This window comes from Pseudomonas sp. B35(2017) (assembly GCF_002113645.1).
Taxonomy (GTDB): domain Bacteria; phylum Pseudomonadota; class Gammaproteobacteria; order Pseudomonadales; family Pseudomonadaceae; genus Aquipseudomonas; species Aquipseudomonas ekonensis.
Genome location: NZ_NEIZ01000010.1, coordinates 1 through 21,694, shown reverse-complemented (window position 1 = coordinate 21,694; position 21,694 = coordinate 1). Strand labels below are relative to the sequence as shown.

At 66.3% G+C, this 21,694-nt stretch carries 24 protein-coding genes and 1 riboswitch; of the genes, 19 read left to right on the top strand and 5 right to left on the bottom strand.

Annotation, left to right across the window (positions count from 1 at the left end):
* Window positions 1-63 precede the first annotated feature (63 nt).
* The 3 genes from CAG41_RS17400 to purM are packed head-to-tail and all read right to left on the bottom strand — an operon-like array spanning window position 64 to window position 2,494.
* Complete coding sequence (locus tag CAG41_RS17400; RefSeq protein ID WP_085577733.1) at window positions 64-777, bottom strand: DUF3108 domain-containing protein; 714 nt, start codon at window positions 775-777, stop codon at window positions 64-66.
* 8 nt (window positions 778-785) lie between these two features.
* On the bottom strand, window positions 786-1,436 hold the full coding sequence (purN, locus tag CAG41_RS17395) for a phosphoribosylglycinamide formyltransferase (protein ID WP_085707259.1): 651 nt from the start codon (window positions 1,434-1,436) through the stop codon (window positions 786-788).
* Window positions 1,436-2,494 (bottom strand): phosphoribosylformylglycinamidine cyclo-ligase, encoded by a 1,059-nt coding sequence (purM, locus tag CAG41_RS17390; protein WP_085577731.1) that lies wholly within the window; start codon window positions 2,492-2,494, stop codon window positions 1,436-1,438. The genes purN and purM overlap by 1 nt, the downstream gene beginning before the upstream one ends.
* A gap of 375 nt (window positions 2,495-2,869) precedes the next feature.
* On the opposite strand from purM, the gene CAG41_RS17385 reads away from it, so the two are divergent.
* From CAG41_RS17385 to CAG41_RS17365, 5 genes are all read left to right on the top strand, one after another.
* Complete coding sequence (locus tag CAG41_RS17385) at window positions 2,870-3,922, top strand: DUF2066 domain-containing protein (protein WP_085577730.1); 1,053 nt, start codon at window positions 2,870-2,872, stop codon at window positions 3,920-3,922.
* Between the two features lie 36 nt (window positions 3,923-3,958).
* Window positions 3,959-5,032, top strand: a complete 1,074-nt coding sequence (locus CAG41_RS17380; protein WP_085577729.1) for an AI-2E family transporter — start codon at window positions 3,959-3,961, stop codon at window positions 5,030-5,032.
* Between the two features lie 209 nt (window positions 5,033-5,241).
* Window positions 5,242-5,946, top strand: coding sequence for a DnaA regulatory inactivator Hda (gene hda / locus CAG41_RS17375; protein ID WP_085577728.1), 705 nt, complete (start codon window positions 5,242-5,244; stop codon window positions 5,944-5,946).
* Between the two features lie 223 nt (window positions 5,947-6,169).
* Window positions 6,170-6,787 carry a C40 family peptidase gene (locus tag CAG41_RS17370; protein WP_085577727.1) on the top strand — a complete coding sequence of 206 codons (618 nt, stop codon included), beginning with the start codon at window positions 6,170-6,172 and terminating at the stop codon, window positions 6,785-6,787.
* Between the two features lie 218 nt (window positions 6,788-7,005).
* Window positions 7,006-7,542 (top strand): C40 family peptidase, encoded by a 537-nt coding sequence (locus CAG41_RS17365; protein WP_085640220.1) that lies wholly within the window; start codon window positions 7,006-7,008, stop codon window positions 7,540-7,542.
* Window positions 7,543-7,610: 68 nt separating this feature from the next.
* Here the strand turns inward: CAG41_RS17365 and CAG41_RS17360 are convergent, their stop codons facing one another.
* Complete coding sequence (locus CAG41_RS17360; protein ID WP_085707258.1) at window positions 7,611-8,924, bottom strand: sorbosone dehydrogenase family protein; 1,314 nt, start codon at window positions 8,922-8,924, stop codon at window positions 7,611-7,613.
* Window positions 8,925-8,990: 66 nt separating this feature from the next.
* On the bottom strand, window positions 8,991-9,575 hold the full coding sequence (locus CAG41_RS17355) for a hypothetical protein (protein ID WP_085577724.1): 585 nt from the start codon (window positions 9,573-9,575) through the stop codon (window positions 8,991-8,993).
* 166 nt (window positions 9,576-9,741) lie between these two features.
* Window positions 9,742-9,974, top strand: a riboswitch (cobalamin riboswitch).
* Window positions 9,975-10,054: 80 nt separating this feature from the next.
* Between CAG41_RS17355 and cobO the strand changes: the two genes are divergently transcribed.
* From cobO to CAG41_RS17290, 14 genes are all read left to right on the top strand, one after another.
* Window positions 10,055-10,666, top strand: a complete 612-nt coding sequence (gene cobO / locus CAG41_RS17350) for a cob(I)yrinic acid a,c-diamide adenosyltransferase (protein WP_085577723.1) — start codon at window positions 10,055-10,057, stop codon at window positions 10,664-10,666.
* On the top strand, window positions 10,663-12,030 hold the full coding sequence (locus tag CAG41_RS17345) for a cobyrinate a,c-diamide synthase (protein WP_085707257.1): 1,368 nt from the start codon (window positions 10,663-10,665) through the stop codon (window positions 12,028-12,030). Before cobO ends, CAG41_RS17345 begins: the two co-directional genes overlap by 4 nt.
* Window positions 12,027-12,677: a 5,6-dimethylbenzimidazole synthase gene (gene bluB / locus CAG41_RS17340; RefSeq protein ID WP_085631189.1), complete on the top strand. Its 651-nt coding sequence runs from the start codon at window positions 12,027-12,029 to the stop codon at window positions 12,675-12,677. Before CAG41_RS17345 ends, bluB begins: the two co-directional genes overlap by 4 nt.
* Complete coding sequence (gene cbiB / locus CAG41_RS17335) at window positions 12,674-13,582, top strand: adenosylcobinamide-phosphate synthase CbiB (protein ID WP_085707256.1); 909 nt, start codon at window positions 12,674-12,676, stop codon at window positions 13,580-13,582. Before bluB ends, cbiB begins: the two co-directional genes overlap by 4 nt.
* Window positions 13,575-14,582, top strand: a complete 1,008-nt coding sequence (gene cobD / locus CAG41_RS17330; protein WP_085631191.1) for a threonine-phosphate decarboxylase CobD — start codon at window positions 13,575-13,577, stop codon at window positions 14,580-14,582. The genes cbiB and cobD overlap by 8 nt, the downstream gene beginning before the upstream one ends.
* The gene (locus CAG41_RS17325; RefSeq protein WP_085631193.1) at window positions 14,579-16,030 is read left to right on the top strand and encodes a cobyric acid synthase; all 1,452 of its coding nucleotides are present in this window, start codon (window positions 14,579-14,581) and stop codon (window positions 16,028-16,030) included. Before cobD ends, CAG41_RS17325 begins: the two co-directional genes overlap by 4 nt.
* A gap of 78 nt (window positions 16,031-16,108) precedes the next feature.
* Window positions 16,109-16,630 (top strand): bifunctional adenosylcobinamide kinase/adenosylcobinamide-phosphate guanylyltransferase, encoded by a 522-nt coding sequence (cobU, locus tag CAG41_RS17320; protein WP_085640207.1) that lies wholly within the window; start codon window positions 16,109-16,111, stop codon window positions 16,628-16,630.
* Window positions 16,627-17,682: a nicotinate-nucleotide--dimethylbenzimidazole phosphoribosyltransferase gene (gene cobT / locus CAG41_RS17315; protein ID WP_085631197.1), complete on the top strand. Its 1,056-nt coding sequence runs from the start codon at window positions 16,627-16,629 to the stop codon at window positions 17,680-17,682. Before cobU ends, cobT begins: the two co-directional genes overlap by 4 nt.
* Window positions 17,679-18,254, top strand: a complete 576-nt coding sequence (cobC, locus tag CAG41_RS17310) for an alpha-ribazole phosphatase family protein (protein WP_085577715.1) — start codon at window positions 17,679-17,681, stop codon at window positions 18,252-18,254. The genes cobT and cobC overlap by 4 nt, the downstream gene beginning before the upstream one ends.
* A gap of 1 nt (window position 18,255) precedes the next feature.
* Window positions 18,256-18,987: an adenosylcobinamide-GDP ribazoletransferase gene (locus CAG41_RS17305; RefSeq protein WP_085707255.1), complete on the top strand. Its 732-nt coding sequence runs from the start codon at window positions 18,256-18,258 to the stop codon at window positions 18,985-18,987.
* A 105-nt stretch (window positions 18,988-19,092) separates the two neighbouring features.
* The gene (locus CAG41_RS17300) at window positions 19,093-19,497 is read left to right on the top strand and encodes a MarR family winged helix-turn-helix transcriptional regulator (protein ID WP_085577713.1); all 405 of its coding nucleotides are present in this window, start codon (window positions 19,093-19,095) and stop codon (window positions 19,495-19,497) included.
* Window positions 19,498-19,558: 61 nt separating this feature from the next.
* A complete protein-coding gene (locus tag CAG41_RS17295) occupies window positions 19,559-20,758 on the top strand; it encodes an MFS transporter (protein ID WP_170930047.1) in 1,200 nt (399 codons plus the stop codon).
* The gene (locus CAG41_RS28865) at window positions 20,755-20,877 is read left to right on the top strand and encodes a hypothetical protein (RefSeq protein WP_256575694.1); all 123 of its coding nucleotides are present in this window, start codon (window positions 20,755-20,757) and stop codon (window positions 20,875-20,877) included. The genes CAG41_RS17295 and CAG41_RS28865 overlap by 4 nt, the downstream gene beginning before the upstream one ends.
* 65 nt (window positions 20,878-20,942) lie before the next feature.
* A complete protein-coding gene (locus CAG41_RS17290) occupies window positions 20,943-21,503 on the top strand; it encodes a glutathione peroxidase (RefSeq protein WP_085656326.1) in 561 nt (186 codons plus the stop codon).
* Window positions 21,504-21,694: the final 191 nt, after the last annotated feature.

Below are 21,694 nucleotides of genomic sequence, written 5' to 3'. Positions count from 1 at the left end.
ACAGGTGGAACGCCAGGCAAAGAAAAGCCCCGCATTTGCGGGGCTTTGCGATGGTGCGGCGGGTCAGCTGCCTTTGACGGTCTTGCCGTTGACGGTGCCGTCCTGGAGCATGATGTTGTACTCCTTGCCGTCGGTTTCGACCTGTTGCAGGCGAACCAGCAGGTAATCCCAGTCCTTGGCGAACCAGAGCACGGTGATGCGCTTGCTCTGCGTCGGATCGCGCACGCGTTCGACCTTGATCGCATCGATCTGGCCGGCCTTGGTCTCGACCTTCTCCGAGCCCAACACGCGGAAATCGTAGGTGTCGACTTCGCCGCCGTCGACCACCTGATAACTCATGGTCTTCTTGCCGGCGGCCACGTCATGCTGCAGCGCCAGCTGGTAGGTCGACTTGTCGACCATGCCGCGGTTCAGCGGGATCTTCACCGCGTCGCCACGATCGGTGCCGGTGACGAGCTTGTTGGCCCAGTCGAAGTCCAGGTCAGCCTTTTTCGCCTTGCCCAACCCGCCGCGCTCGAAGTGGTAGGACTGAGGCAGCAGCGTGTCCTTGTCCAGGGTCAGGGTGCTTTCCTCGGACAGGCTGGCGATCATCATCGACGCCTTGAAGCTGAGTTTCCAGGCGCCGTTGGCTTCCTTGGTCAGGCTGCGTTCGGCGGTGCCGCTCATGGGCAACTGCTTCCAGTCGGCGGTGTAGCTGGCGGAGAACGGTTGAAGGTCTGCAGCCTGCGCGAAAGGCAGGGCGAGCAGGGCGCAAGCGAAGAGCAGGGCGCGACGCATAGAATCTCCTAGTTTCGAATCAAGTGGCCGGTGGCCGCGAGTGCCTGGCCATCCAGTAAAGCACCTTGTTCGCCAAGGGCCAGCCGTCCTTCGGCAAACCAGCGCACGGCCATCGGGTAGATCAGGTGTTCCTGAACGTGGATCCGCTGCGCCAGGCTCTGCGGCGAATCGTGCAACTCTACCGGTATCACTGCCTGTACGACCAGAGGCCCGCCATCGAGTTCCTCGGTGACGAAGTGCACGGAGCAGCCGTGTTCGGCGTCGCCGGCCTCCAGCGCGCGCTGATGGGTGTGCAGCCCCTTGTACTTGGGCAGCAGCGACGGATGGATGTTGAGCAGGCGACCCTGGTAGTGGCGCACGAACCCCGCGCTGAGGATGCGCATGAAGCCGGCCAGCACCACGAGTCCGGGATTGAATTCGTCGATCAGTTCGATCAGGGCGGCATCGAAGGCTTCGCGGCCTTCGAAGGCCTTGTGGTCCAGGGAGCGGGTTTCGATGCCCGCGTCCCTGGCGCGTTGCAGGCCGTAGGCGTCGGCGCGGTTGGAGATCACCGCAGCGATGCGAACCGGGCTGTCGCCGGTCCGCGTGCTGTCGATCAGGGCCTGCAAGTTACTGCCGGTGCCGGACAGCAGCACCACGACATCACAGGTGCTCGGCATCAGTGAGCCTTGAGGTTCTTCAGTTCGACCTGGGCGGCGCCTTCGGCGGCCGCGGCGATCTGGCCGATGACCCAAGGCTGCTCGCCGGCTTCGCGCAGGACGTTCAGGGCCGACTCGACGTGTTCCTGGGCCACGCAGATCACCATGCCCACGCCGCAGTTCAGCACGCGGTGCATTTCGGTCTCGTCGACGTTGCCTTTCTCTTGCAGCCAGTCGAACACCGCAGGGCGGGTCCAGCTCGCCACGTCGACCACGGCCTGGGCGCCTTTTGGCAGTACGCGCGGGATGTTGTCCAGCAGGCCGCCGCCGGTGATGTGGGCCATGGCCTTGACGGCGCCGGTGTCCTTGATCAGCTTGAGCAGCGGTTTGACGTAGATGCGGGTCGGGGCCATCAGCAGGTCGGTCAGCGGTTTGCCGTCGAGCTGGGTGTTTTCGATGTCGGCGCCGGACACTTCGATGATCTTGCGGATCAGCGAGTAGCCGTTGGAGTGCGGGCCGGAGGACGGCAGGGCGATCAGGGCGTCGCCGGTGGCGACCTTCGAGCCGTCGATGATTTCCGACTTTTCCACCACGCCGACGCAGAAGCCGGCCAGGTCGTAGTCTTCGCCTTCGTACATGCCCGGCATTTCAGCGGTTTCGCCGCCGACCAGGGAGCAGCCGGACAGTTCGCAGCCGGCGCCGATGCCGGTCACCACCTGGGCGGCGGTGTCGACGTTGAGCTTGCCGGTGGCGTAGTAGTCGAGGAAGAACAGCGGCTCGGCGCCGCACACCACCAGGTCGTTGACGCACATGGCGACCAGGTCGATGCCGATGCTGTCGTGCTTGTTCAGGTTCAGCGCCAGGCGCAGCTTGGTGCCGACGCCGTCGGTGCCGGAAACCAGCACGGGCTGCTTGTAGCCGGCCGGGATTTCGCAGAGGGCGCCGAAGCCGCCCAGGCCTCCCATGACTTCCGGGCGCGCCGTGCGCTTGGCGACGCTCTTGATGCGTTCGACCAATGCTTCACCGGCGTCGATGTCTACACCGGCGTCCTTGTAGCTCAGGGAGGGTTGCTTGCTCATGATCCAGGCCTTTGTAAGGGAGGGATTTCTGGGTAACGACCGATTTCTGCGGGACACCGAAACCGGTGGGGCGGATGCCTCACGCGTCATTCGGGTGGCCCGGCGGTTGCCGGTCTGCGAAGGCGCGCGATTTTATCAGGCTTGAGGGGCAGCGGCCATCCTCGCGCCGACGGGCAGGGGCATATCGCCTGAAAAAAATTGCAATTGAATGGTCGGTGAGCGCGCCGCTGCCTGTATAAGGGAACCGTCTATCGTTAGGGCTGTGCAAAAACTTACCGCCAGCGTGTGAATGTTTTGCGGCGGCCTGTGGTCACAGGCTTGCTCTGGCCGGTTCACGCGGCCTGTTCCAGCCGCTCTTGTCGACGGGAATTCTCCATGCGTCTTTGCAAATTGCTGTTTGTGGGCTGTCTGTCTCTGGTCAGCCTGGCGAGTCACGCCGAAAACCTCAAAGGCCTGTATCAGGTGCGCGAGCCGGTCAACGGTCAGGCGCCCGAGGAGCGCGACCGCGCCACGCAGGCGGCGCTGGACACCCTCGTGCTGCGCCTGACGGGGGATCCGAAGGCGCCGCAGAATCCGGGGCTGGCGGCGATCCGCAAGGATCCGCAGCAGATCATCAGCCAGTACGGTTTCGATGCCGGCCCGCCGGAGGTGCTGAAAGTCGATTTCGACCCGGGCACCACCGAGCAGGCGTTGCGCCGTGCGGGGCTTTCGTTGTGGGGCGCCAACCGTCCTTCGATCCTGGGCTGGTGGCTGAACGATTCCGCTGAAGGTTCGAGCCTGGTGGGCGACGGCCAGACCAGTGCCGCGCCGTTGCGCCGGGCGGCCCAGCACCGTGGCCTGCCGCTGCGCTTGCCGCTGGCGGACCTGAGCGAACAGCTGGTGGCCACCGCGCCGACCCTGGAGGGCACCGACCCGGCGCCGTTGCGCGGCGCATCGGAGCGCTACGGCGCCGACGCCTTGCTGGCGGTGCATGCCCGCGAGGAGGGCGGCCAGTGGCAAGCCAAATGGCACCTGTGGCTCGGCGACCAAAAGGAGGCGGGCAGCGTGCAGGGCGCCGATCAGGCGGCGGTGGCCGATGCGGTCATGCTGGCGGTCGCCGGGCGGCTGGCGCCGCGCTTCGTCGCAAAACCGGGAGCCGCCGGGCAACAGACCGTGGATGTGCAGGGCATGAACCTTGAGCATTACGCCGCCCTGATGCGCTTGCTCGAACCGTTTGGCGTGCGTCTGCAGAGCGTCGATGCCGATCGCATCGTGTACCGGGTCAACGGCAGCGCCGATCAGTTGCGTGCGCAACTGGCGCTGGCGAAGCTGCAGGAGCTGCCGGCCGAGGCGCCGGCGCCTGCCGCGGTTCCCCAGCCGACGGCGCCGGGCGCGGCGCCCGTTCCGGCGGCGACCCCGGCGGCTCCGGCCCTGCGGTTTCGTTGGTAAGTCGTTCTTTCCTATATAAAAGCAATGGAGTTTTACATGGCCGATACGCGGCGTTGGTTCTGGTTGGGCGGGGTGGCCCTGTTGTGTGCGTTCGTCTGGTTGCTGCACCCCATCCTCACGCCGTTCCTGGTGGCGTTGCTGCTCGCGTACCTGTTCGACCCGCTGGTGGACCGCCTGGAGCGGATCGGGCTGTCCCGCACCTGGGGCGTGATCGCGGTGTTCGCGCTCTTTACCCTGATCGTGACCACGCTGTTGCTGGTGTTGGTGCCGATGCTGGCCCGGCAGTTGCTGCGACTGTACGAGCTGGCGCCGCAGATGCTCGACTGGCTGCAGCACACCGCGTTGCCGTGGGCCCAGGCGAAGCTGGGGCTGGCGGAAGGGTTCTGGAAGTTCGACAAGGTCAAGGCGGCGATCAGCGAGCACGTCGGGCAGACCACCGACATCGTCGGTGCGGTGCTGACGCAGGCGACGGCGTCGAGTCTGGCGTTGATCGGCTGGCTGGCGAACCTGGTGCTGATTCCGGTGGTGAGCTTCTACCTGCTGCGGGACTGGGACGTGATGATGGCCAAGATCCGCAGCCTGCTGCCCCGAGACCGGGAGGAGCGCATGGTGGCGCTGGCTGGCGAGTGTCACGAGGTGCTGGGCGCGTTCGTGCGCGGTCAGTTGCTGGTGATGGTGGCGTTGGGCGTGATCTACGCGGCGGGCCTGATGATCGTCGGCCTGGAGTTGGGCCTGTTGATCGGCCTGATTGCGGGGCTGGCGGCGATCGTGCCGTACATGGGCTTCGTGATCGGCATCGGTTCGGCGCTGATCGCCGGGCTGTTCCAGTTCGGCGGCGATCTGTATCCGATGATCGGCATCGTTGCGGTGTTCATGGTCGGCCAGGCGCTGGAGGGGATGGTGCTGACGCCGCTGCTGGTGGGCGACCGGATCGGCCTGCATCCGGTGGCGGTGATTTTTGCGATCCTGGCCGGCGGCGAGTTGTTCGGCTTCACCGGCGTGCTCCTGGCGTTGCCGGTGGCGGCGGTGATCATGGTGCTGGTGCGGCATGTCCATGACCTGTACAAGGACTCCGAGATCTACAGCGGCGTGGACGAGCCTGAATTGTGACGCAGGCGGCGGGGTGCCCGGCGGATCGCCGGGTTGGCCCGGCTCATGCAGGCGCAGCCGCCAGAGAAACTGCCATGAAACCAAGGTGTTAACGCAAACCTTTGATTTTGCTTGGGGTCTGTCGGATTGTGCGCTCCGCTTCACGGGTATAAACTTCGCACACTTTACACAGAGGTCACTAATGGTTCCCCGGGAACCGTTCAGTCAGCATGAAACCGATTCAGCTGCCCCTAGGTGTGCGTCTGCGTGACGATGCCACCTTCATCAACTACTATCCAGGCGCCAATGCCGCTGCACTCGGCTATGTCGAGCGCCTCTGCGAAGCCGACGCCGGTTGGACCGAAAGCCTGATCTATCTGTGGGGCAAGCACGGGGTAGGGCGTACGCATCTGTTGCAGGCCGCCTGCCTGCGTTTCGAGCAGATGGGGGAGCCGGCGGTCTACCTGCCGCTGGCGGAGCTGATGGATCGCGGCATCGAAATTCTCGACCACCTTGAGCAGTACGAACTGGTTTGCCTGGACGACCTGCAAGCGGTGGCGGGCAAGGCGGACTGGGAAGAGGCGTTGTTTCACCTGTTCAACCGCCTGCGCGACAGTGGCCGGCGCCTGCTGATCGCCGCTTCGACCTCGCCTCGCGAACTGCCGGTGAAGCTGGCCGACCTGAAATCCCGCCTGACCCTGGCGCTGGTGTTCCAGATGCGCCCCCTTTCCGATGAAGACAAGCTGCGGGCGTTGCAACTGCGCGCATCCCGTCGCGGCCTGCACCTGACCGACGAAGTCGGCCATTTCATCCTGACCCGGGGCACCCGCAGCATGAGCGCGCTGTTCGATCTGCTCGAACAGCTCGACCAGGCTTCGCTGCAGGCCCAACGCAAGCTGACGATCCCTTTCCTGAAAGAAACCCTGGGCTGGTGAAAGCCTTCAAGGCTGCGGCTTTTAGCCGGGGTCGGCAGATTTCAGGCGCCAGAAAACCCGCTTTCCTGAGCGCTGCTCAGGCTGCGTATCGATTCAAATAGGCTTAAGCGCTTAGATGTAAACGAGAAACCGGGAAGTCACAAAAAGATCGATTGAATTTGCAAATGAGGCCGATAGCGGGCATAGTCTCGGCTTCTTTACAACTTCAGCCACGGTCGTGCCCATGCTAAAGCGCTTCGCACCCCTCGTGCCTCTCGCACTCGTCACCCTGCTGTTCGGTTGCGCTGCTCATTCACCTGTTCAAGAGCAGCAACAGCAGTACAAGAATTCCGCTACCGCCCAGTCTTCCGTCATTTACCAGGAAGAGCTGGACACCGAAAAGGAACTGGCCGACTTCAACGGCAAGAAGCCTTATCAGCTGCCGGTCCTGGCCGACAGCATCCTTGAGCGCGGCATGTCCCTGATCGGTACCCGTTACCGTTTCGGCGGCACCTCCGAAGCCGGCTTCGATTGCAGCGGTTTCATCGGCTACCTCTTCCGCGAAGAGGCCGGCATGAACCTGCCCCGTTCCACCCGTGAAATGATCAATGTGGATGCCCCGCAAGTCTCGCGCGGCAACCTCGAACCGGGCGACCTGCTGTTCTTCGCCACCAACGGCCGTCGCGGTCGTGTGAGCCACGCGGGCATCTACCTGGGCGACAACCAGTTCATCCACTCCAGCAGCCGCCGCAGCGGCGGTGTGCGCATCGACAGCCTGGGTGACAGCTACTGGAGCAAGTCCTTCATCGAGGCCAAGCGCGCCTTGGCGATGGCGCCGACCGTGGTCACCGCCCGCAAGTGATGCCTTCCTTGTCGCCACGTCCGTGGCGACAAACGGTCGCGGTCAGTCAGTAGACGTAAACTTTACAAGGTGAAGTTAAAGTCTTACTTGAAGTTTGCCGCGTAGCCGCTAGAATTCTGATCTACTTTGATGGCAAACCGCCTGCGTCCCGACGCAGGCGGTTTTGTTTTCTGTCGAATCGGCAGTGAAAGCCGCAGCCAGATCAGGATGTTCTGCTTATGACGATGTCGGCCCGCCTCGCCTTGATGATGTTCGCAGCGCTGCTCAGCGGCTGCGCCAGTCGCACACCGCCACCCGCGCCGGTGGTGCGCGCGCCGATCGTGTTCGGCTCCTCCCAAAGCTTTTCTCCGGCTGCCGAAGACGTGCTGTTCCGCGCGCTCGGCCTGGTCGGCACGCCCTATCGCTGGGGCGGCAATACACCGGACTCGGGCTTCGATTGCAGCGGTCTGATCGGCTTCGTCTACCGCGACGCCGCCGGCATCACCTTGCCGCGCTCCACGCGGGAGATGATCGTGATGCAGGCGCCGAACGTCGGGAAGGAAGGGCTGCAGACCGGCGACCTGATTTTCTTCGCCACCAACGGCGGCTCCCAGGTCAGCCATGCCGGGATCTATGTCGGGGAAGGGCGCTTCGTCCATGCGCCGGCCACCGGCGGCACCGTGAAGCTGGACAGCCTGTCCAAGGCCTATTGGCAGAAGGCGTACCTGAGCGCCAAGCGCGTCCTGCAGCCGGAGCACCTGGCGCACAACCCTTAGTCGTCAAGACAACCTGTAGGAGCGAGCCTGCTCGCTCCTACAGTGGTTTTTGGGGTGGCCTCAGGGGATCACTGAGCTGCAGACACCCGCCACACCTTGTTCCCCACGTCGTCGGCCACCAGCAGCCCGCCTTGCCGGTCGACCGCCACGCCCACCGGCCGGCCCATGGCGTTCTCGTCCTTGTCGAGGAATCCGGTCAGCACATCCACCGGCGTGCCGTTCGGCTTGCCGTTCGCGAACGGCACGAAGATCACCTTGTAGCCGCTGAGGGGCTTGCGGTTCCACGAGCCGTGCTGGCCGATGAACGCGCCTTCCTTGAACGCCGCCGGCAGGCGGTTGCCTTCGGCGAAGGCCAGGCCCAGCGAGGCGGTGTGCGGGCCGACGGCGTAGTCCGGGGCGATGGCCTTGGCCACCAGGTCCGGGTTCTGCGGCTGCACGCGCACATCGACGTGTTGGCCGTAGTAGCTGAACGGCCAGCCATAGAAGCCGCCGTCCTTGACCGAGGTGATGTAGTCCGGCACCAGGTCGCTGCCGATCTCGTCGCGCTCGTTGACGGCCGTCCACAGGGCGCCGGTCCGTGGTTCCCAGGCCAGGCCGTTGGGGTTGCGGATGCCGGAGGCGAAGATGCGATGGTTGCCGGTGGCGCGGTCCACCTCCCAAATGGCTGCCCGGCCTTGTTCCTGATCCAGACCGTTTTCGCCGACGTTGCTGTTCGAACCCACGGTGACGTAGAGCTTGCTGCCGTCCTGGCTGGCGATGACGTTCTTCGTCCAATGGTGGTTCAGCGTGCCGCCGGGCAGGTCCGCGACCTTGATCGGTTGCGACTTGATGTCGGTCGCGCCCGGTTCGTAGTGAAAGCGCAGCAGGCGATCGGTGTCGGCGACATACAGGTCGTTGCCGACCAGGGTCATGCCGAACGGTGAGTTGAGGTTTTGCAGGAATACCGTGCGGGTTTCCGCCACGCCGTCATGATCGGCGTCACGCAGCAGGGTGATGCGGTTAGCGCTCGGCACGCCGGCGCCGGCACGGCCCATGACCTTTTTGGTGATCCAGCCTTTCAGGCCGCTGCTGTCATCGGGTTTGGGCGGGGCGTTGGTCTCCGCCACCAACACGTCGCCGTTGGGCAGCACGTAGAGCCAGCGTGGGTGGTCGAGGTTGTCGGCGAACGCCGCCACTTGGGTGCCTGCCGCCGGCGTCGGTTTGGCGCCGCTCGGCCAGCCCACCGCCGGAGCGATGTTCACCGTCGGGATCAGGGTCTTGTTCGGTTCGGGCAGTTTGGGCGACGGGCCGGTGCCGTCGGAGACTTGCAGGCTTGAGGTTTCGCCGCAGGCAGCGAGGCCTGCGGCAACCGCGATGACGAAAACGAACGGGGGCTTGCGCATTGCTTGTCTTCCCTATGAATGCATTCCCAATCATAGAGGCATGGGCGACCCCGATGGTTCAAGCGCTCAGCCGCGCGCCTCCTTGAACAGCACGGCGATGCCCGGATGGTAGTTGCCCGCTTCGCTGCGCAATTTGCGGTAGGCGTAAGGGAAGTACCAGGCCACGGCGCAGGTGTGTTCCTTCTGCAGGTCGTCGACCATGTCCTGCAGTTCTTCGGGGCTGGCGCTGTGCTGGGCCTTTTGCGGCGAGACGAACAGGCAGCCGAGCTTGAGGTCGCTGGCGTAGCTGATGCGCTTGGCGTCGCTGGTGATGTCGTGCAGTGCCTGGGTCAGGTTGAGGCTGTTGACCCGAGGCCAGCGCTGGGTGGCCTGGATGAAGGCGCGGTCGTCGGTGCCGGCCAGGAACAGGTCGGCGCGGGCGTTGCGTTCGCCGTCCTCGTTCTGCTTGCGGGTGGCGGTGTCGCGCAGCGTCACCAGCTCGGCCATCCACGCGGCGGCGGAGAGCAGGCCCAGATTGGCCTTTTCGTCGTGCCAATAGGGGGTGTCGTTGTCGCCGCGCACGGCGTTGTAGCGGTCGATACAGTCAAACCAGCGTTCCAGCACCGGGCGCAGGAATTCCAGCCGCGGATTGCTGATGATCATGCCTTGCATGGTGCTCTCCCTTGTTATTGTGATGTGCTCTCTGCAGTCAAAAAGCATGGCTCTTTGATATCACTCATGGCAGTGTGGCACAAGATTGGCGTCAGTTAATTGATCGGCGGCATTTTTTCGTCGCCGCAGCCCCGCTTCATTTGACGCTCCACCCCCAACCCTCTAACCTTCGCGGCTTGTTTCAGGTGCTCTGTGGCGGCTGTCGACAGAGTGAAACAGGGAAGCCGGTGAGGGTCGCATGTCCATAGTGGAGCGACCGCGATCCCGGCGCTGCCCCCGCAACGGTAGATGAGTGAAAGCTGTGCCTGATGCCACTGCGTCCGACGACGCGGGAAGGCGCGCAGCCTGGCCTTGCGCCGCTCATGAGCCCGGAGACCGGCCTGATCCATCCAACGGCATCACGGTGGGCGATGCCAGGCTTGTCGCCGTCTATTCTTGTGCCCGCCCGCCGTTACCCAGCCTCAACGGAGAGCTCCCCCATGACTGATACCACCGAGCGTGACGAGCGCCACCTGGCGCGCATGCAGCGCAAAAAAGCCGTGATCGACGAACGCATCGCCAATTCGCCGAACGAGTGCGGCCTGCTGCTGGTGCTCACCGGCAACGGCAAAGGCAAGAGCAGCTCGGCGTTCGGCATGCTCGCCCGCGCCATGGGCCACGGCATGCAGTGCGGCGTGGTGCAGTTCATCAAGGGCCGCAACAGCACCGGTGAGGAACTGTTCTTGCGCCGCTTCCCCGAGCAGGTGCGTTTTCACGTGATGGGCGAAGGCTTCACCTGGGAGACCCAGGACCGTCAGCGCGACATCGCCGCCGCCGAAGCCGCGTGGGAAGTCTCCCGTCAGTTGCTGCGCGATCCGTCCATCGGGCTGGTGGTGCTCGACGAACTGAACATTGCCCTCAAGCACGGCTACCTCGACCTCGATCAGGTGCTCAGCGACTTGCAGGCCCGTCCGCCGATGCAGCACGTGGTGGTCACGGGGCGCGCGGCCAAGCCGGAAATGATCGAGATGGCCGACACCGTCACCGAAATGGGCATGGTCAAGCACGCCTTCCAGGCCGGCATCAAAGCCCAGAAAGGCGTCGAACTTTGAATCAGCCTCGTCACTGCCCGGCGGTGCTGATCGCCGCGCCGGCCTCGGGCCAGGGCAAGACCACCGTCACCGCCGCGCTGGCCCGCCTGCACCGCAATCACGGGCGCAAGGTGCGGGTGTTCAAGTGCGGCCCGGACTTTCTCGATCCGATGATCCTCGAGCGCGCCAGCGGTGCGCCGGTCTATCAGTTGGACATGTGGATGGTCGGCGAGCAGGAAAGCCGCCGCCTGCTGTGGGAAGCCGCCGCCGAAGCCGACCTGATCCTGATCGAAGGCGTGATGGGCCTGTTCGACGGCACGCCGTCCAGCGCCGACCTGGCGCGGCATTTCGGCGTGCCGGTGCTCGGCGTGATCGACGGCACCGCCATGGCCCAGACCTTCGGTGCGCTGGCCCTGGGCCTGGCGCGCTATCAGCCGGACCTGCCGTTCGCCGGGGTGCTGGCCAACCGCGTCGGCACCGTGCGCCATGCGCAACTGCTGGAAGGCAGCCTCACCGAAGGCCTGCGCTGGTACGGCGCGCTGTCCCGGGAAACCGGGATCGAGCTGCCGAGCCGTCACCTCGGCCTGGTGCAGGCCAGCGAGCTCAATGACCTGGACTTGCGCCTCGACGCCGCTGCGCAGGCCCTGGCGGACAGCTGCGAGGTCGCGCTGCCGCCGCCGGTCGAATTTGCCGCCCCCGAGCCGCTGGAGGTCGAACCCCTGCTGCAAGGCGTGCGGATCGCCGTCGCCCGGGACGAGGCGTTTGCCTTCACCTACGGCGCCAGCCTCGATCTGCTGCGGGCGATGGGGGCCGAGCTGCGCTTCTTCTCGCCGATCCGCGATGCGGCGCTGCCGGATGCCGACAGCCTCTATCTGCCGGGCGGCTACCCCGAACTGCACCATGAGGCGCTGGCGCAGAACACGCCGATGCTGGCGGCGATCCGCGCCCATCATGCCGCCGGCAAACCGTTGCTCGCCGAATGCGGCGGCATGCTCTATCTGCTCGATTCGCTGACCGACGTCAGCGGCACCCGTGCCGAACTGGCCGGCCTGCTCAGCGGCGATGCGGTGATGCAGAAGCGTCTGGCGGCGCTGGCCCTGCAGGCCGTCGACCTGCCGGAAGGCACGCTGCGCGGCCACACCTACCACCATTCCCTGACCACCACCGGGCTTGCGCCCATCGCTCGCGGCCAAAGCCCCAACGGCGGGCGCGGTGCCGAGGCGGTGTACCGGGAAGGGCGGATGACCGCGTCCTACGTGCACTTTTACTTCCCGTCCAATCCGTCGGCGATCGCCGCGTTGCTGGCGCCCGACCGCCAGGCCGCGGCCGTCCCGGACGAGCCGCGATCCGCAGTGGGAGCGAGCCTGCTCGTGCAGCGGCCATGAGCGACAACGCCTACACCCCGGCCGAACGCGACGCCGTCTACCGCGCCATCGCCGAGCGCCGCGACATGCGCCACTTCACGGGTGGCACGGTCGAGCCCGAACTGCTGCGCCGCCTGCTGGAGGCCGCCCATCAGGCGCCCAGCGTCGGCCTGATGCAGCCGTGGCGCTTCATCCGCATCAGCGACCGCACGTTGCGTGGCCGGATCCAGGCGCTGGTGGAAGAGGAGCGGGTGCGCACCGCCGAAGCCCTGGGCGAGCGCAGCGACGAGTTCATGAAGCTCAAGGTCGAAGGCATCGGCGACTGCGCCGAAGTGCTGGTGGCCGCGTTGGGGGATGACCGCGAGCGGCACATCTTCGGCCGCCGCACGCTGCCGGAAATGGACCTGGCGTCGCTGTCCTGTGCGATCCAGAACCTGTGGCTGGCCGCCCGCGCCGAAGGCCTGGGCATGGGCTGGGTGTCGCTGTTCGAGCCCCAGGCCCTGGCCGACCTGCTCAACCTGCCGGCGGGGGCCAAGCCGTTGGCGGTGCTGTGCCTGGGGCCGGTCAAGACATTCTATCCGGCGCCGATGCTGGTGCTCGAAGGGTGGGCGCAGGCGCGTCCGCTCGATGAGCTGCTGTACGAAAACCAATGGGGAGTGAATCAATGAGTGTGGCGTTGTTGAGTGTCGCCGCCGTGGCGCTGGATGCGCTGCTGGGTGAACCGAAGCGCTGGCATCCGCTGGTGGCGTTCGGCCGTTTCGCCGGGCGCGTCGAACAACGCTTCAATGCCGCAGGCCGCGGCTGGCGCAGCCATGGCGTGACCGCGTGGGTGATCGTGGTGCTGCCGTTGACCCTGCTGGCCACGGCACTGTCGTGGGCGCCTTACGTGGGCTGGATCGTGGAGATCCTCGCGCTGTATTGCGCCCTCGGCATGCGCAGCCTCGGCGAGCACGTCGAGCCGGTGGCCAAGGCCTTGCGCAGCGATGACCTGGAGGAGGCGCGCAAGCGCGTGGGGTATCTGGTCAGCCGCCAGACCAGCGAGCTGGACAGCACCGCCGTCGCCCGCGCCGCCACCGAATCGGTGCTGGAGAACGGCAGCGATGCCGTGTTCGCCGCGCTGTTCTGGTTTGCTGTGGCCGGCGCGCCGGGGGTGGTGCTCTATCGCTTGAGCAACACCCTCGACGCGATGTGGGGCTACCGCAACGAACGCTTCGAGCGCTTTGGCTGGGCGGCGGCGAAAATCGACGATGTGCTCAACTACATTCCCGCGCGGTTGGTGGCGTTGACCTACGCGCTGCTGGGCAAGACCCGGTTGGCCCTCAAGTGCTGGCGCACCCAGGGGCCGAAGTGGGACAGCCCCAACGCCGGCCCCGTCATGGCCGCCGGCGCCGGTGCGCTGGGCGTGGAGCTGGGCGGCCCTGCGGTCTATCACGGCGAACTGCACGAGCGCCCGCAGTTGGGCGAGGGCGTGCCGGCGGATGCCGATTCCATCGACCGTGGCTGGCAATTGTTGCAGCGCGGGGTATGGTTGTGGCTGCTGATCCTTTGCGTGGGGGCTGAATTCTATGCTTGAGCACGGCGGCCGGTTGCGCAGGGCGGCGATCGAGTACGGCATCGCCGAGCCGGAGTGGCTCGACCTGTCCACCGGCCTTGCGCCGTGGCCGTTTGCGGTGCCGGACATTCCGCTGCGGGCCTGGGCCCGGTTGCCGGAAACCGACGACGGCCTGGAGCAGGCCGCCTGCGATTACTACGGCGCCGCGCACGTGCTGCCGGTGGCCGGCTCGCAGATGGCCATCCAGTTGCTGCCGCGCCTGCGCCGGGCCGGCAAGGTCGGCGTGCTGTCGCCTTGCTACGCCGAGCACGCCGAAGCCTGGCGCCGCAGCGGCTACATCGTGCGGGAGGTGCTGGAGCAGGAAGTCGATTTCTTTCTCGACAGCCTCGATGTGCTGGTGGTGGTCAACCCGAACAACCCCACCGGGTTGAGCCTGACCCCGGCGCGCTTGCTCGACTGGCACGCCAGGCTGGCCCAGCGGGGCGGCTGGCTGGTGGTCGATGAAGCGTTCATGGACAACACCCCCCAGCTGAGCCTGGCGCCCCATGCCCATCAGGTCGGCCTGATCGTGCTGCGCTCGTTCGGCAAGTTCTTCGGCCTCGCCGGGGTGCGGCTGGGGTTTGTGCTGGCCGAGCGCAAGCTGCTCAGGCTGTTGGCCGAACAGGTCGGCCCGTGGGCGGTCAGCGGCCCGACCCGGGTGCTGGGCCAGGCGTGCCTGCTGGACACCGAAGGCCACACCCGTCAGCGCATCCGCAGCGACGAGGCCAGCGAACGGTTGGCCGCGCTGCTGGAGCGCTACGGCTTCAGGCCGCAGGGCGGTTGTGCCCTGTTCCAGTGGCTGATCACCGAACAGGCGGCCGCGCTGCATGAGTTCATGGCCCGGCGCGGCATCCTGCTGCGCCTCTTCACCCACAACAGCAGCCTGCGATTCGGACTGCCCGCCGACGCCGCCGACGAGGCGCGGCTCGAACAGGCGTTGCAGGCGTTCGCCAAGGATCGCCCCATGGATACACCGGCATGACCACGCTCATGGTGCAAGGCACCACTTCCGATGCCGGCAAAAGCACGCTGGTGACCGCGCTGTGCCGCTGGGCGACCCGCCAGGGCGTGGCGGTGGTGCCGTTCAAGCCGCAGAACATGGCGCTCAACAGCGCAGTGACCGCCGACGGCGGCGAGATCGGCCGCGCCCAGGCGGTGCAGGCGCAGGCTTCGAACCTTGAGCCGCACACTGACATGAACCCGGTGCTGCTCAAGCCCAACAGCGACACCGGCGCCCAGGTGATCATCCACGGGCGCGCCGTCACCACCATGAATGCCGTGGCCTACCACGACTACAAAGCCATCGCGATGCAAGCGGTGCTGGCCTCCCACGAACGGCTCAGCGCTGCGTATCCGCTGGTGATGGTCGAAGGCGCCGGCTCTCCGGCGGAGATCAACCTGCGGGCCGGCGACATCGCCAACATGGGCTTCGCCGAGGCGGTGGACTGCCCGGTGCTGCTGATCGCCGACATCAACCGCGGCGGCGTGTTCGCCCACCTGGTCGGCACGCTGGAGCTGCTCTCGCCCAGCGAGCAGGCGCGGGTCAAGGGCTTCATCATCAACCGCTTCAGGGGCGACCTGGCCTTGCTGCAGCCGGGCCTTGACTGGCTGGAGCAGCGCACCGGCAAACCGGTGGTCGGCGTGTTGCCCTACGTGATGGACCTGCACCTGGAAGCCGAAGACGGCATCGACCGGCGCCAGGCCGACAAGGCCGAACAGGTGCTGAAAGTGGTGGTGCCGGTGTTGCCGCGGATCAGCAACCACACCGATTTCGATCCGCTGCGCCTGCATCCGCAGGTGGATCTGCAATTCATCGGCCCCGGCCAGGCGATCCCGCCGGCGGATCTGATCATCCTGCCGGGCTCGAAGAGCGTGCGCAGCGACCTGGCTTATCTGCGTGCCAACGGCTGGGAAGCGGCTATCTGTCGGCACCTGCGTTACGGCGGCAAACTCCTGGGCATCTGCGGCGGCCTGCAGATGCTCGGCGAGCAGGTGCATGATCCGCTGGGCCTGGAAGGCGCGCCGGGCTCCAGCGCCGGGCTGGGGTTGCTGGCGTTCGAGACGCAACTCGAAGCCCAGAAGCAGTTGCGCAATGTCCGTGGACGCCTGGCGCTGGAAGACGCCGAGGTCAGCGGCTACGAGATCCATGCCGGCGTGACGACGGGGCCGGCCCTGGAACAGGCCGCCGTGCACCTGGACGATGGCCGTTGCGACGGCGCGCAAAGTGCCGACGGGCAGGTGTTCGGCACCTACCTGCACGGCCTGTTCGAGTCGCCGGCGGCCAGTGCGGCGCTGCTGCGCTGGGCGGGCCTGTGCGAGGTGCAGGCGGTGGATTACCACGGCTTGCGCGAGCGGGACATCGAACGGCTGGCGGACCTGGTGGACAAGCATCTGGATACCGCGTTGTTGCGCCAGCTCTGTGGGATCTGATTCGCCCGTGCCGGGCCTTTCGCGGGTGAGCCTGCAAAAGGCCCGGTTGCCTCACCGTACATTGTTCAGGATGTCCTCATGCTCCAACTGATCCTCGGCGGCGCCCGCTCCGGCAAAAGCCGCCTGGCGGAAAAACTCGCCACCGACAGCGGCCTGGCCGTCACCTACATCGCCACCAGCCAACCGCTGGACGGTGAAATGAGCGAGCGGGTGGCCCATCACCGCGCCCGCCGTCCCGCCGAATGGGGCCTGATCGAAGAGCCGCTGGCGCTGGCCCGCGTGCTGCGCGAGAACGCCGGCGCCGCGCGCTGCCTGCTGGTGGACTGCCTCACGCTGTGGCTCACCAACCTTTTGATGCTCGACGACGCCGAACGCCTGGCCGCCGAGCGCGAAGCCCTGCTGGACTGCCTGGCGACGTTGCCGGGCGACATCGTTTTTGTCAGCAACGAGACCGGAATGGGTGTCGTGCCGCTGGGCGAATTGACTCGCCGCTATGTCGATGAAGCCGGTTGGCTGCATCAAGCCCTGGCCGAACGTTGTCAGCGTGTGGTGCTGACGGTCGCCGGCCTGCCCCTGACTCTGAAAGGACCTGCCCTATGACCCAAGCCTGGTGGTGCGCCCCGTGCCGACCCGTGAATGCCGACACCGTTGCCGAGGCGGCGGCGCGACAACAGCAACTGACCAAGCCCGCCGGTTCCCTCGGCCGTCTCGAAGCGGTGGCGGTGCAGCTGGCCGGGCTGCAGGGGCAGGTCAAGCCGTGCCTCGACCGGTTGTGGATCGCGATCTTCGCCGGTGACCACGGGGTGGTGGCCGAAGGGGTTTCCGCCTATCCGCAGGAGGTCACCGGGCAGATGCTGCTGAACTTCGTCAGCGGCGGTGCGGCGATCAGCGTGCTGGCACGAAGGCTCGATGCGCAGTTGGAAGTAGTGGACCTGGGGACGGTGACGCCGGCCCTGGAGCTGCCGGGCGTGCGTCATTTGAACTTGGGTCCAGGCACCGCGAACTTTGTCGAAACTTCGGCGATCACCCGTGCCCAGGGCGAGCAGGCCTTGCAGGCCGGCCGCGACAGTGTGCTGCGGGCCAAAGCCGCAGGGACGCAACTGTTCATCGGCGGCGAAATGGGCATCGGCAACACCACGGCGGCCAGTGCGCTGGCCTGCGCCTTGCTCGATTGCCCGGTGGCGCACCTGACCGGGCCCGGCACCGGGTTGAACGCCGAGGGCGTCAGCCACAAGGCGCAGGTGATCGAGCGGGCGTTGGCCTTGCACAAGGCTCAGCGCGGCGATGCGTTGCAGACCTTGTTCAACCTGGGCGGCTTTGAGATCGCCGCGCTCGTCGGTGCGTACCTGGCGTGTGCCCAGGAAGGCGTCGCGGTGCTGGTGGACGGTTTCATCTGCACCGTCGCCGCGCTGGTCGCCGTCCGTGTGAACCCGGCCTGCCGCGAGTGGCTGCTGTTCGGTCATCGCGGCGCCGAGCCGGGCCACCGGCATGTGCTGGAAGCCCTTCAGGCCGAACCGCTGCTGGAACTCGGCCTTCGTCTGGGCGAGGGCAGCGGTGCCGCGCTGGCGGTGCCGTTGCTGCGCCTGGCTTGCGACCTGCACGGGCAGATGGCGACGTTCGCCGAAGCGGCTGTGGCGGATCGCCCCGCATGACCTTGCGTCTGGATCTGCTGCGCCACGGTGAAACCGAGCTGGGCGGCGGCTTGCGCGGCAGCCTGGATGACGCGCTGACCGACAAGGGCTGGGCGCAGATGCGCGCGGCGGTGGTCGGGCGCGGGCCGTGGGATCGCCTGGTGAGCTCGCCGTTGCAGCGCTGCGCGCGGTTCGCGCAAGAGCTGCGTGGGCAACTGGATCTGCCGCTGACGTTGGACGGGGCTGTGCAGGAACTGCACTTCGGCGCCTGGGAAGGGCAGAGCGCCGCAGCCCTGATGGAAACCGATGCCCAGGCGCTGGAGCGGTTCTGGGCCGATCCGTACGCATTCACGCCGCCGCAGGGCGAGCCGGTGAGCGATTTTTCGGCGCGGGTGCTGGCGGCGGTGGCGCGGTTGCAGGCGGCCCACGCCGGCGAGCGGCTGCTGCTGGTCACCCATGGCGGCGTCATGCGCTTGCTGCTGGCCAGGGCCCGTGGCTTGCCGCGTGAACAACTGCTTACCGTCGAGGTCGGTCATGGCGGCTTGTTTTCGTTGATCGTCGAGGCCGACGGATCGCTTCGGGAAGTGGACTGACATGCTGCCGTTCTGGATCGCCCTGCAATTCCTCAGCAGCCTGCCGGTGCGCTTGCCGGGCATGCCGGCGCCTCAGGCGCTGGGCCGTTCGCTGCTGTTCTATCCGTTGGTGGGCTTGCTGTTCGGCGTGATCCTGTGGGCGCTGGACCTGGCGCTGGCCGGTGCGCCGCCGCTGTTGCACGGTGCGTTGCTGCTGACGGCGTGGGTGCTGCTCAGCGGCGCCTTGCACCTCGACGGGCTGGCGGACAGCGCCGACGCCTGGCTGGGCGGTTTCGGCGACCGGGAGCGCACGCTGACGATCATGAAGGATCCGCGCAGCGGGCCCATCGCCGTGGTGACGCTGGTGCTGGTGTTGCTGCTCAAGTTCGCTGCGCTGCTGGCGGTGATCGGGCAGGAGCAGGGCTTGGTGCTGATCATCGTCCCGCTGATCGGGCGTGCTGCGTTGCTGGGGCTGTTTCTGACCACGCCTTATGTGCGTGCCGGCGGCCTGGGTCAGGCGTTGGCCGATTACCTGCCGCGCAGGGCCGGGTGGTGGGTGTTGGCGGCCTGCGCGCTGGCGTGCGTGGCAGTGGCCGGGCTTGAGGGCGCTGTGGCGCTGCTGGTGGCGGTCGGGGTGTTCGTCTGGGTGCGGCGCTTGATGGTGCGGCGGCTGGGCGGCACCACGGGCGATACGGCCGGGGCGTTGCTGGAATTGACGGAGATGGCGGTGCTGGTGGGGTTGGCGCTGGCCTGAAGCCTCCGCACCGGATCGATCGGCCCCTTCGCGGCCATCGGAAATGTTGTTGAACAAAACCACATGTAACTTGATTTAACAGAGTCGCGGGTATATACACGCATCATGCTTCCTTCCCAATGTTTGTGCACCAACCTGCGTCGCGCCGCCCGTGGCGTCAGCAGGCATTACGACGGCGCCCTCGACGGCTTCGGGATCAACGTTGCCCAGTATTCTCTGCTCTGCAACCTGCAGCGGCTGGATCAACCGAGCATCTCCGAACTGGCCGAGGCCATGGGCCTGGACCGCAGCACCCTGGGCCGCAACCTGCGGGTGCTGGAGGGCGAGGGCCTGGTGGCGCTCACCGAGGGCGAAGACATGCGCAACCGTATCGTCAAGCTCACCGACACCGGTGCGCAGCGGCTGGCGGCGGCGCTGCCGGCCTGGGAAGCGGCGCAGCAGCGGTTGATCGACCGACTGGGCGCCGAGAAGCGTGAAACCTTGCTGAGACTGCTGGACGAACTGGCGTGACGCCGGTTTTTCCGACTTTAAGCGGGTATATACCCGTGACTGGAGAACAACAATGAGTTCGATGTGGCGTGCGTGCGGTTGGGTGTTGCTGGGGAGTGCGCTGATTCTGGCGTTGTCGTTGGGCGTGCGGCATGGCTTCGGCCTGTTCCTGTCGCCGATGAGCGCCCAGTTCGGCTGGGGACGTGAGGTGTTCGCCTTCGCCATCGCCTTGCAGAACCTGATCTGGGGCCTGGCGCAACCGTTCACCGGTGCGCTGGCCGACCGCTTCGGTGCGGCGAAGGTGGTGCTGGTCGGCGGCGTGCTCTACGCGGTCGGTCTGGTGTGCATGGGGCTGTCCGACTCGGCGCTGAGCCTGTCGCTGAGCGCGGGGCTGCTGATCGGCATCGGCCTGTCCGGCACCTCGTTCTCGGTGATCCTCGGCGTGGTCGGCCGGGCCGTGCCGCCGGAAAAACGCAGCATGGGCATGGGCATCGCCAGTGCCGCAGGCTCTTTCGGCCAGTTCGCCATGCTGCCCGGCACCCTCGGGCTGATCGGCTGGCTGGGCTGGTCGGCGGCCTTGCTGGCGCTGGGCCTGCTGGTGGCGATGATCGTGCCGCTGGTGGCCATGCTCAAGGACAAGCCGCTGCCGGTTCACGGCCATGAGCAGACGCTGTCCGAAGCCCTGCGCGAAGCCTGTTCGCACTCTGGGTTCTGGTTGCTGGCGTTCGGCTTCTTCGTCTGCGGTTTCCAGGTGGTGTTCATCGGTGTGCACCTGCCGGCCTACCTGGTGGATCAGCATTTGCCGGCCACCGTCGGCACCACGGTGCTGGCGCTGATCGGCTTGTTCAACATCTTCGGCACTTACACCGCCGGTTGGCTCGGCGGGCGCATGTCCAAGCCGCGCCTGCTCACCGTGCTCTATCTGTTGCGCGCGGTGGTGATCGTGCTGTTCCTGTGGCTGCCGGTCACCACCACGTCGGCCTACCTGTTCGGCATGGCGATGGGCTTCCTGTGGCTGTCGACGGTGCCGTTGACCAACGGTACGGTGGCGACCTTGTTCGGCGTGCGCAACCTGTCCATGCTGGGCGGCATCGTGTTCCTGTTCCATCAGCTCGGCTCGTTCCTAGGCGGCTGGCTGGGCGGGGTGGTGTATGACCGTACCGGGAGCTATGACTTGATCTGGCAGGTGGCGATCCTCTTGAGTCTGCTGGCGGCGGCCCTGAACTGGCCGGTGCGCGAGCGCCCTGTGGCGCGCCTGCAAGCGGGCATGAGCGCCGCATGAAGCGCCTGTGGCCGCAGGTCGCCATCATCGCGCTCGGCGCCGCGCTGCTGGCGCTGGTGTGGTGGGGCTGGCTGCGGGGCGGCCTGGCGCTGATGCAGCTGGGCATGAGCGTCTGCTAGCGCTTGCGGGGAGGCTTGGTGGGCGAGTAACGTCGGGGTCTGACGACTGCCCGAGGAAGCCCGACATGCTGATGCGCTGGTGTGCTGTTCCTGCGTTGCTGATGGCGTTGACCGGAGTGGTTCGGGCGGCGGACTGCCCGGACCTGCTGCAAGGCTCCTTGCCCAAGCTGCGGGCCAAGGAGTCCATCGACCTGTGCCAACGCTATGCCGACAAACCGCTGGTGGTGATCAACACCGCCAGCTTTTGCGGGTTTGCCCCGCAGTTCGAAGGCCTTGAAGCCCTCAATCAACGCTACAAGGCGCAGGGCCTGGAGATGCTCGGCGTGCCGTCCAACGACTTCAAGCAGGAGTCCAAGGACAGCGCCGAGACCGCCAAGGTCTGCTACGCCAACTACGGCGTGACCTTCACCATGACCGAACCGCAGAAGGTTCGCGGCGACGGCGCCACCCACCTGTTCCAGGTGCTGGCCAAGCAGAGCAGTGCGCCGAAGTGGAATTTCTACAAGTACGTCGTCGACCGCCAGGGCAAGGTGATCGCCAATTTCTCCAGCCTGACCAAGCCGGATGATCCTGAGTTCCTGGCGGCGATCGAGAAGGCGATTGCGTCCAAGCCGCTTGGGCAGTGAGCTGCGGCTGCGCCCTGACTGACGCCATCGCCAGCAGGCTGGCTCCTGGAGTTTCGGGTGAATGCGGGGGGGCTGTGGTCACCGCAGAACCCTGTGGGAGATTCTATGGTTGAGGCAAAGCCCTCAGCCTGCTTTTGGTTCATATTCGCTTTGCCCTTTGAGCAGGGCGAATACGATCCGGGCCAGTTTGC

Excerpts from the sequence above, each read along its gene's own strand:
- CAG41_RS17400 (WP_085577733.1), bottom strand. The coding sequence starts at position 777 with ATGCGTCGCGCCCTGCTCTTCGCTTGCGCCCTGCTCGCCCTGCCTTTC.
- purN (WP_085707259.1), bottom strand. The coding sequence starts at position 1,436 with ATGCCGAGCACCTGTGATGTCGTGGTGCTGCTGTCCGGCACCGGCAGT.
- purM (WP_085577731.1), bottom strand. The coding sequence starts at position 2,494 with ATGAGCAAGCAACCCTCCCTGAGCTACAAGGACGCCGGTGTAGACATC.
- CAG41_RS17385 (WP_085577730.1), top strand. The coding sequence starts at position 2,870 with ATGCGTCTTTGCAAATTGCTGTTTGTGGGCTGTCTGTCTCTGGTCAGC.
- CAG41_RS17380 (WP_085577729.1), top strand. The coding sequence starts at position 3,959 with ATGGCCGATACGCGGCGTTGGTTCTGGTTGGGCGGGGTGGCCCTGTTG.
- hda (WP_085577728.1), top strand. The coding sequence starts at position 5,242 with ATGAAACCGATTCAGCTGCCCCTAGGTGTGCGTCTGCGTGACGATGCC.
- CAG41_RS17370 (WP_085577727.1), top strand. The coding sequence starts at position 6,170 with ATGCTAAAGCGCTTCGCACCCCTCGTGCCTCTCGCACTCGTCACCCTG.
- CAG41_RS17365 (WP_085640220.1), top strand. The coding sequence starts at position 7,006 with ATGACGATGTCGGCCCGCCTCGCCTTGATGATGTTCGCAGCGCTGCTC.
- CAG41_RS17360 (WP_085707258.1), bottom strand. The coding sequence starts at position 8,924 with ATGCGCAAGCCCCCGTTCGTTTTCGTCATCGCGGTTGCCGCAGGCCTC.
- CAG41_RS17355 (WP_085577724.1), bottom strand. The coding sequence starts at position 9,575 with ATGCAAGGCATGATCATCAGCAATCCGCGGCTGGAATTCCTGCGCCCG.
- cobO (WP_085577723.1), top strand. The coding sequence starts at position 10,055 with ATGACTGATACCACCGAGCGTGACGAGCGCCACCTGGCGCGCATGCAG.
- bluB (WP_085631189.1), top strand. The coding sequence starts at position 12,027 with ATGAGCGACAACGCCTACACCCCGGCCGAACGCGACGCCGTCTACCGC.
- cbiB (WP_085707256.1), top strand. The coding sequence starts at position 12,674 with ATGAGTGTGGCGTTGTTGAGTGTCGCCGCCGTGGCGCTGGATGCGCTG.
- cobD (WP_085631191.1), top strand. The coding sequence starts at position 13,575 with ATGCTTGAGCACGGCGGCCGGTTGCGCAGGGCGGCGATCGAGTACGGC.
- CAG41_RS17325 (WP_085631193.1), top strand. The coding sequence starts at position 14,579 with ATGACCACGCTCATGGTGCAAGGCACCACTTCCGATGCCGGCAAAAGC.
- cobU (WP_085640207.1), top strand. The coding sequence starts at position 16,109 with ATGCTCCAACTGATCCTCGGCGGCGCCCGCTCCGGCAAAAGCCGCCTG.
- cobT (WP_085631197.1), top strand. The coding sequence starts at position 16,627 with ATGACCCAAGCCTGGTGGTGCGCCCCGTGCCGACCCGTGAATGCCGAC.
- cobC (WP_085577715.1), top strand. The coding sequence starts at position 17,679 with ATGACCTTGCGTCTGGATCTGCTGCGCCACGGTGAAACCGAGCTGGGC.
- CAG41_RS17305 (WP_085707255.1), top strand. The coding sequence starts at position 18,256 with ATGCTGCCGTTCTGGATCGCCCTGCAATTCCTCAGCAGCCTGCCGGTG.
- CAG41_RS17300 (WP_085577713.1), top strand. The coding sequence starts at position 19,093 with ATGCTTCCTTCCCAATGTTTGTGCACCAACCTGCGTCGCGCCGCCCGT.
- CAG41_RS17295 (WP_170930047.1), top strand. The coding sequence starts at position 19,559 with ATGTGGCGTGCGTGCGGTTGGGTGTTGCTGGGGAGTGCGCTGATTCTG.
- CAG41_RS28865 (WP_256575694.1), top strand. The coding sequence starts at position 20,755 with ATGAAGCGCCTGTGGCCGCAGGTCGCCATCATCGCGCTCGGCGCCGCG.
- CAG41_RS17290 (WP_085656326.1), top strand. The coding sequence starts at position 20,943 with ATGCTGATGCGCTGGTGTGCTGTTCCTGCGTTGCTGATGGCGTTGACC.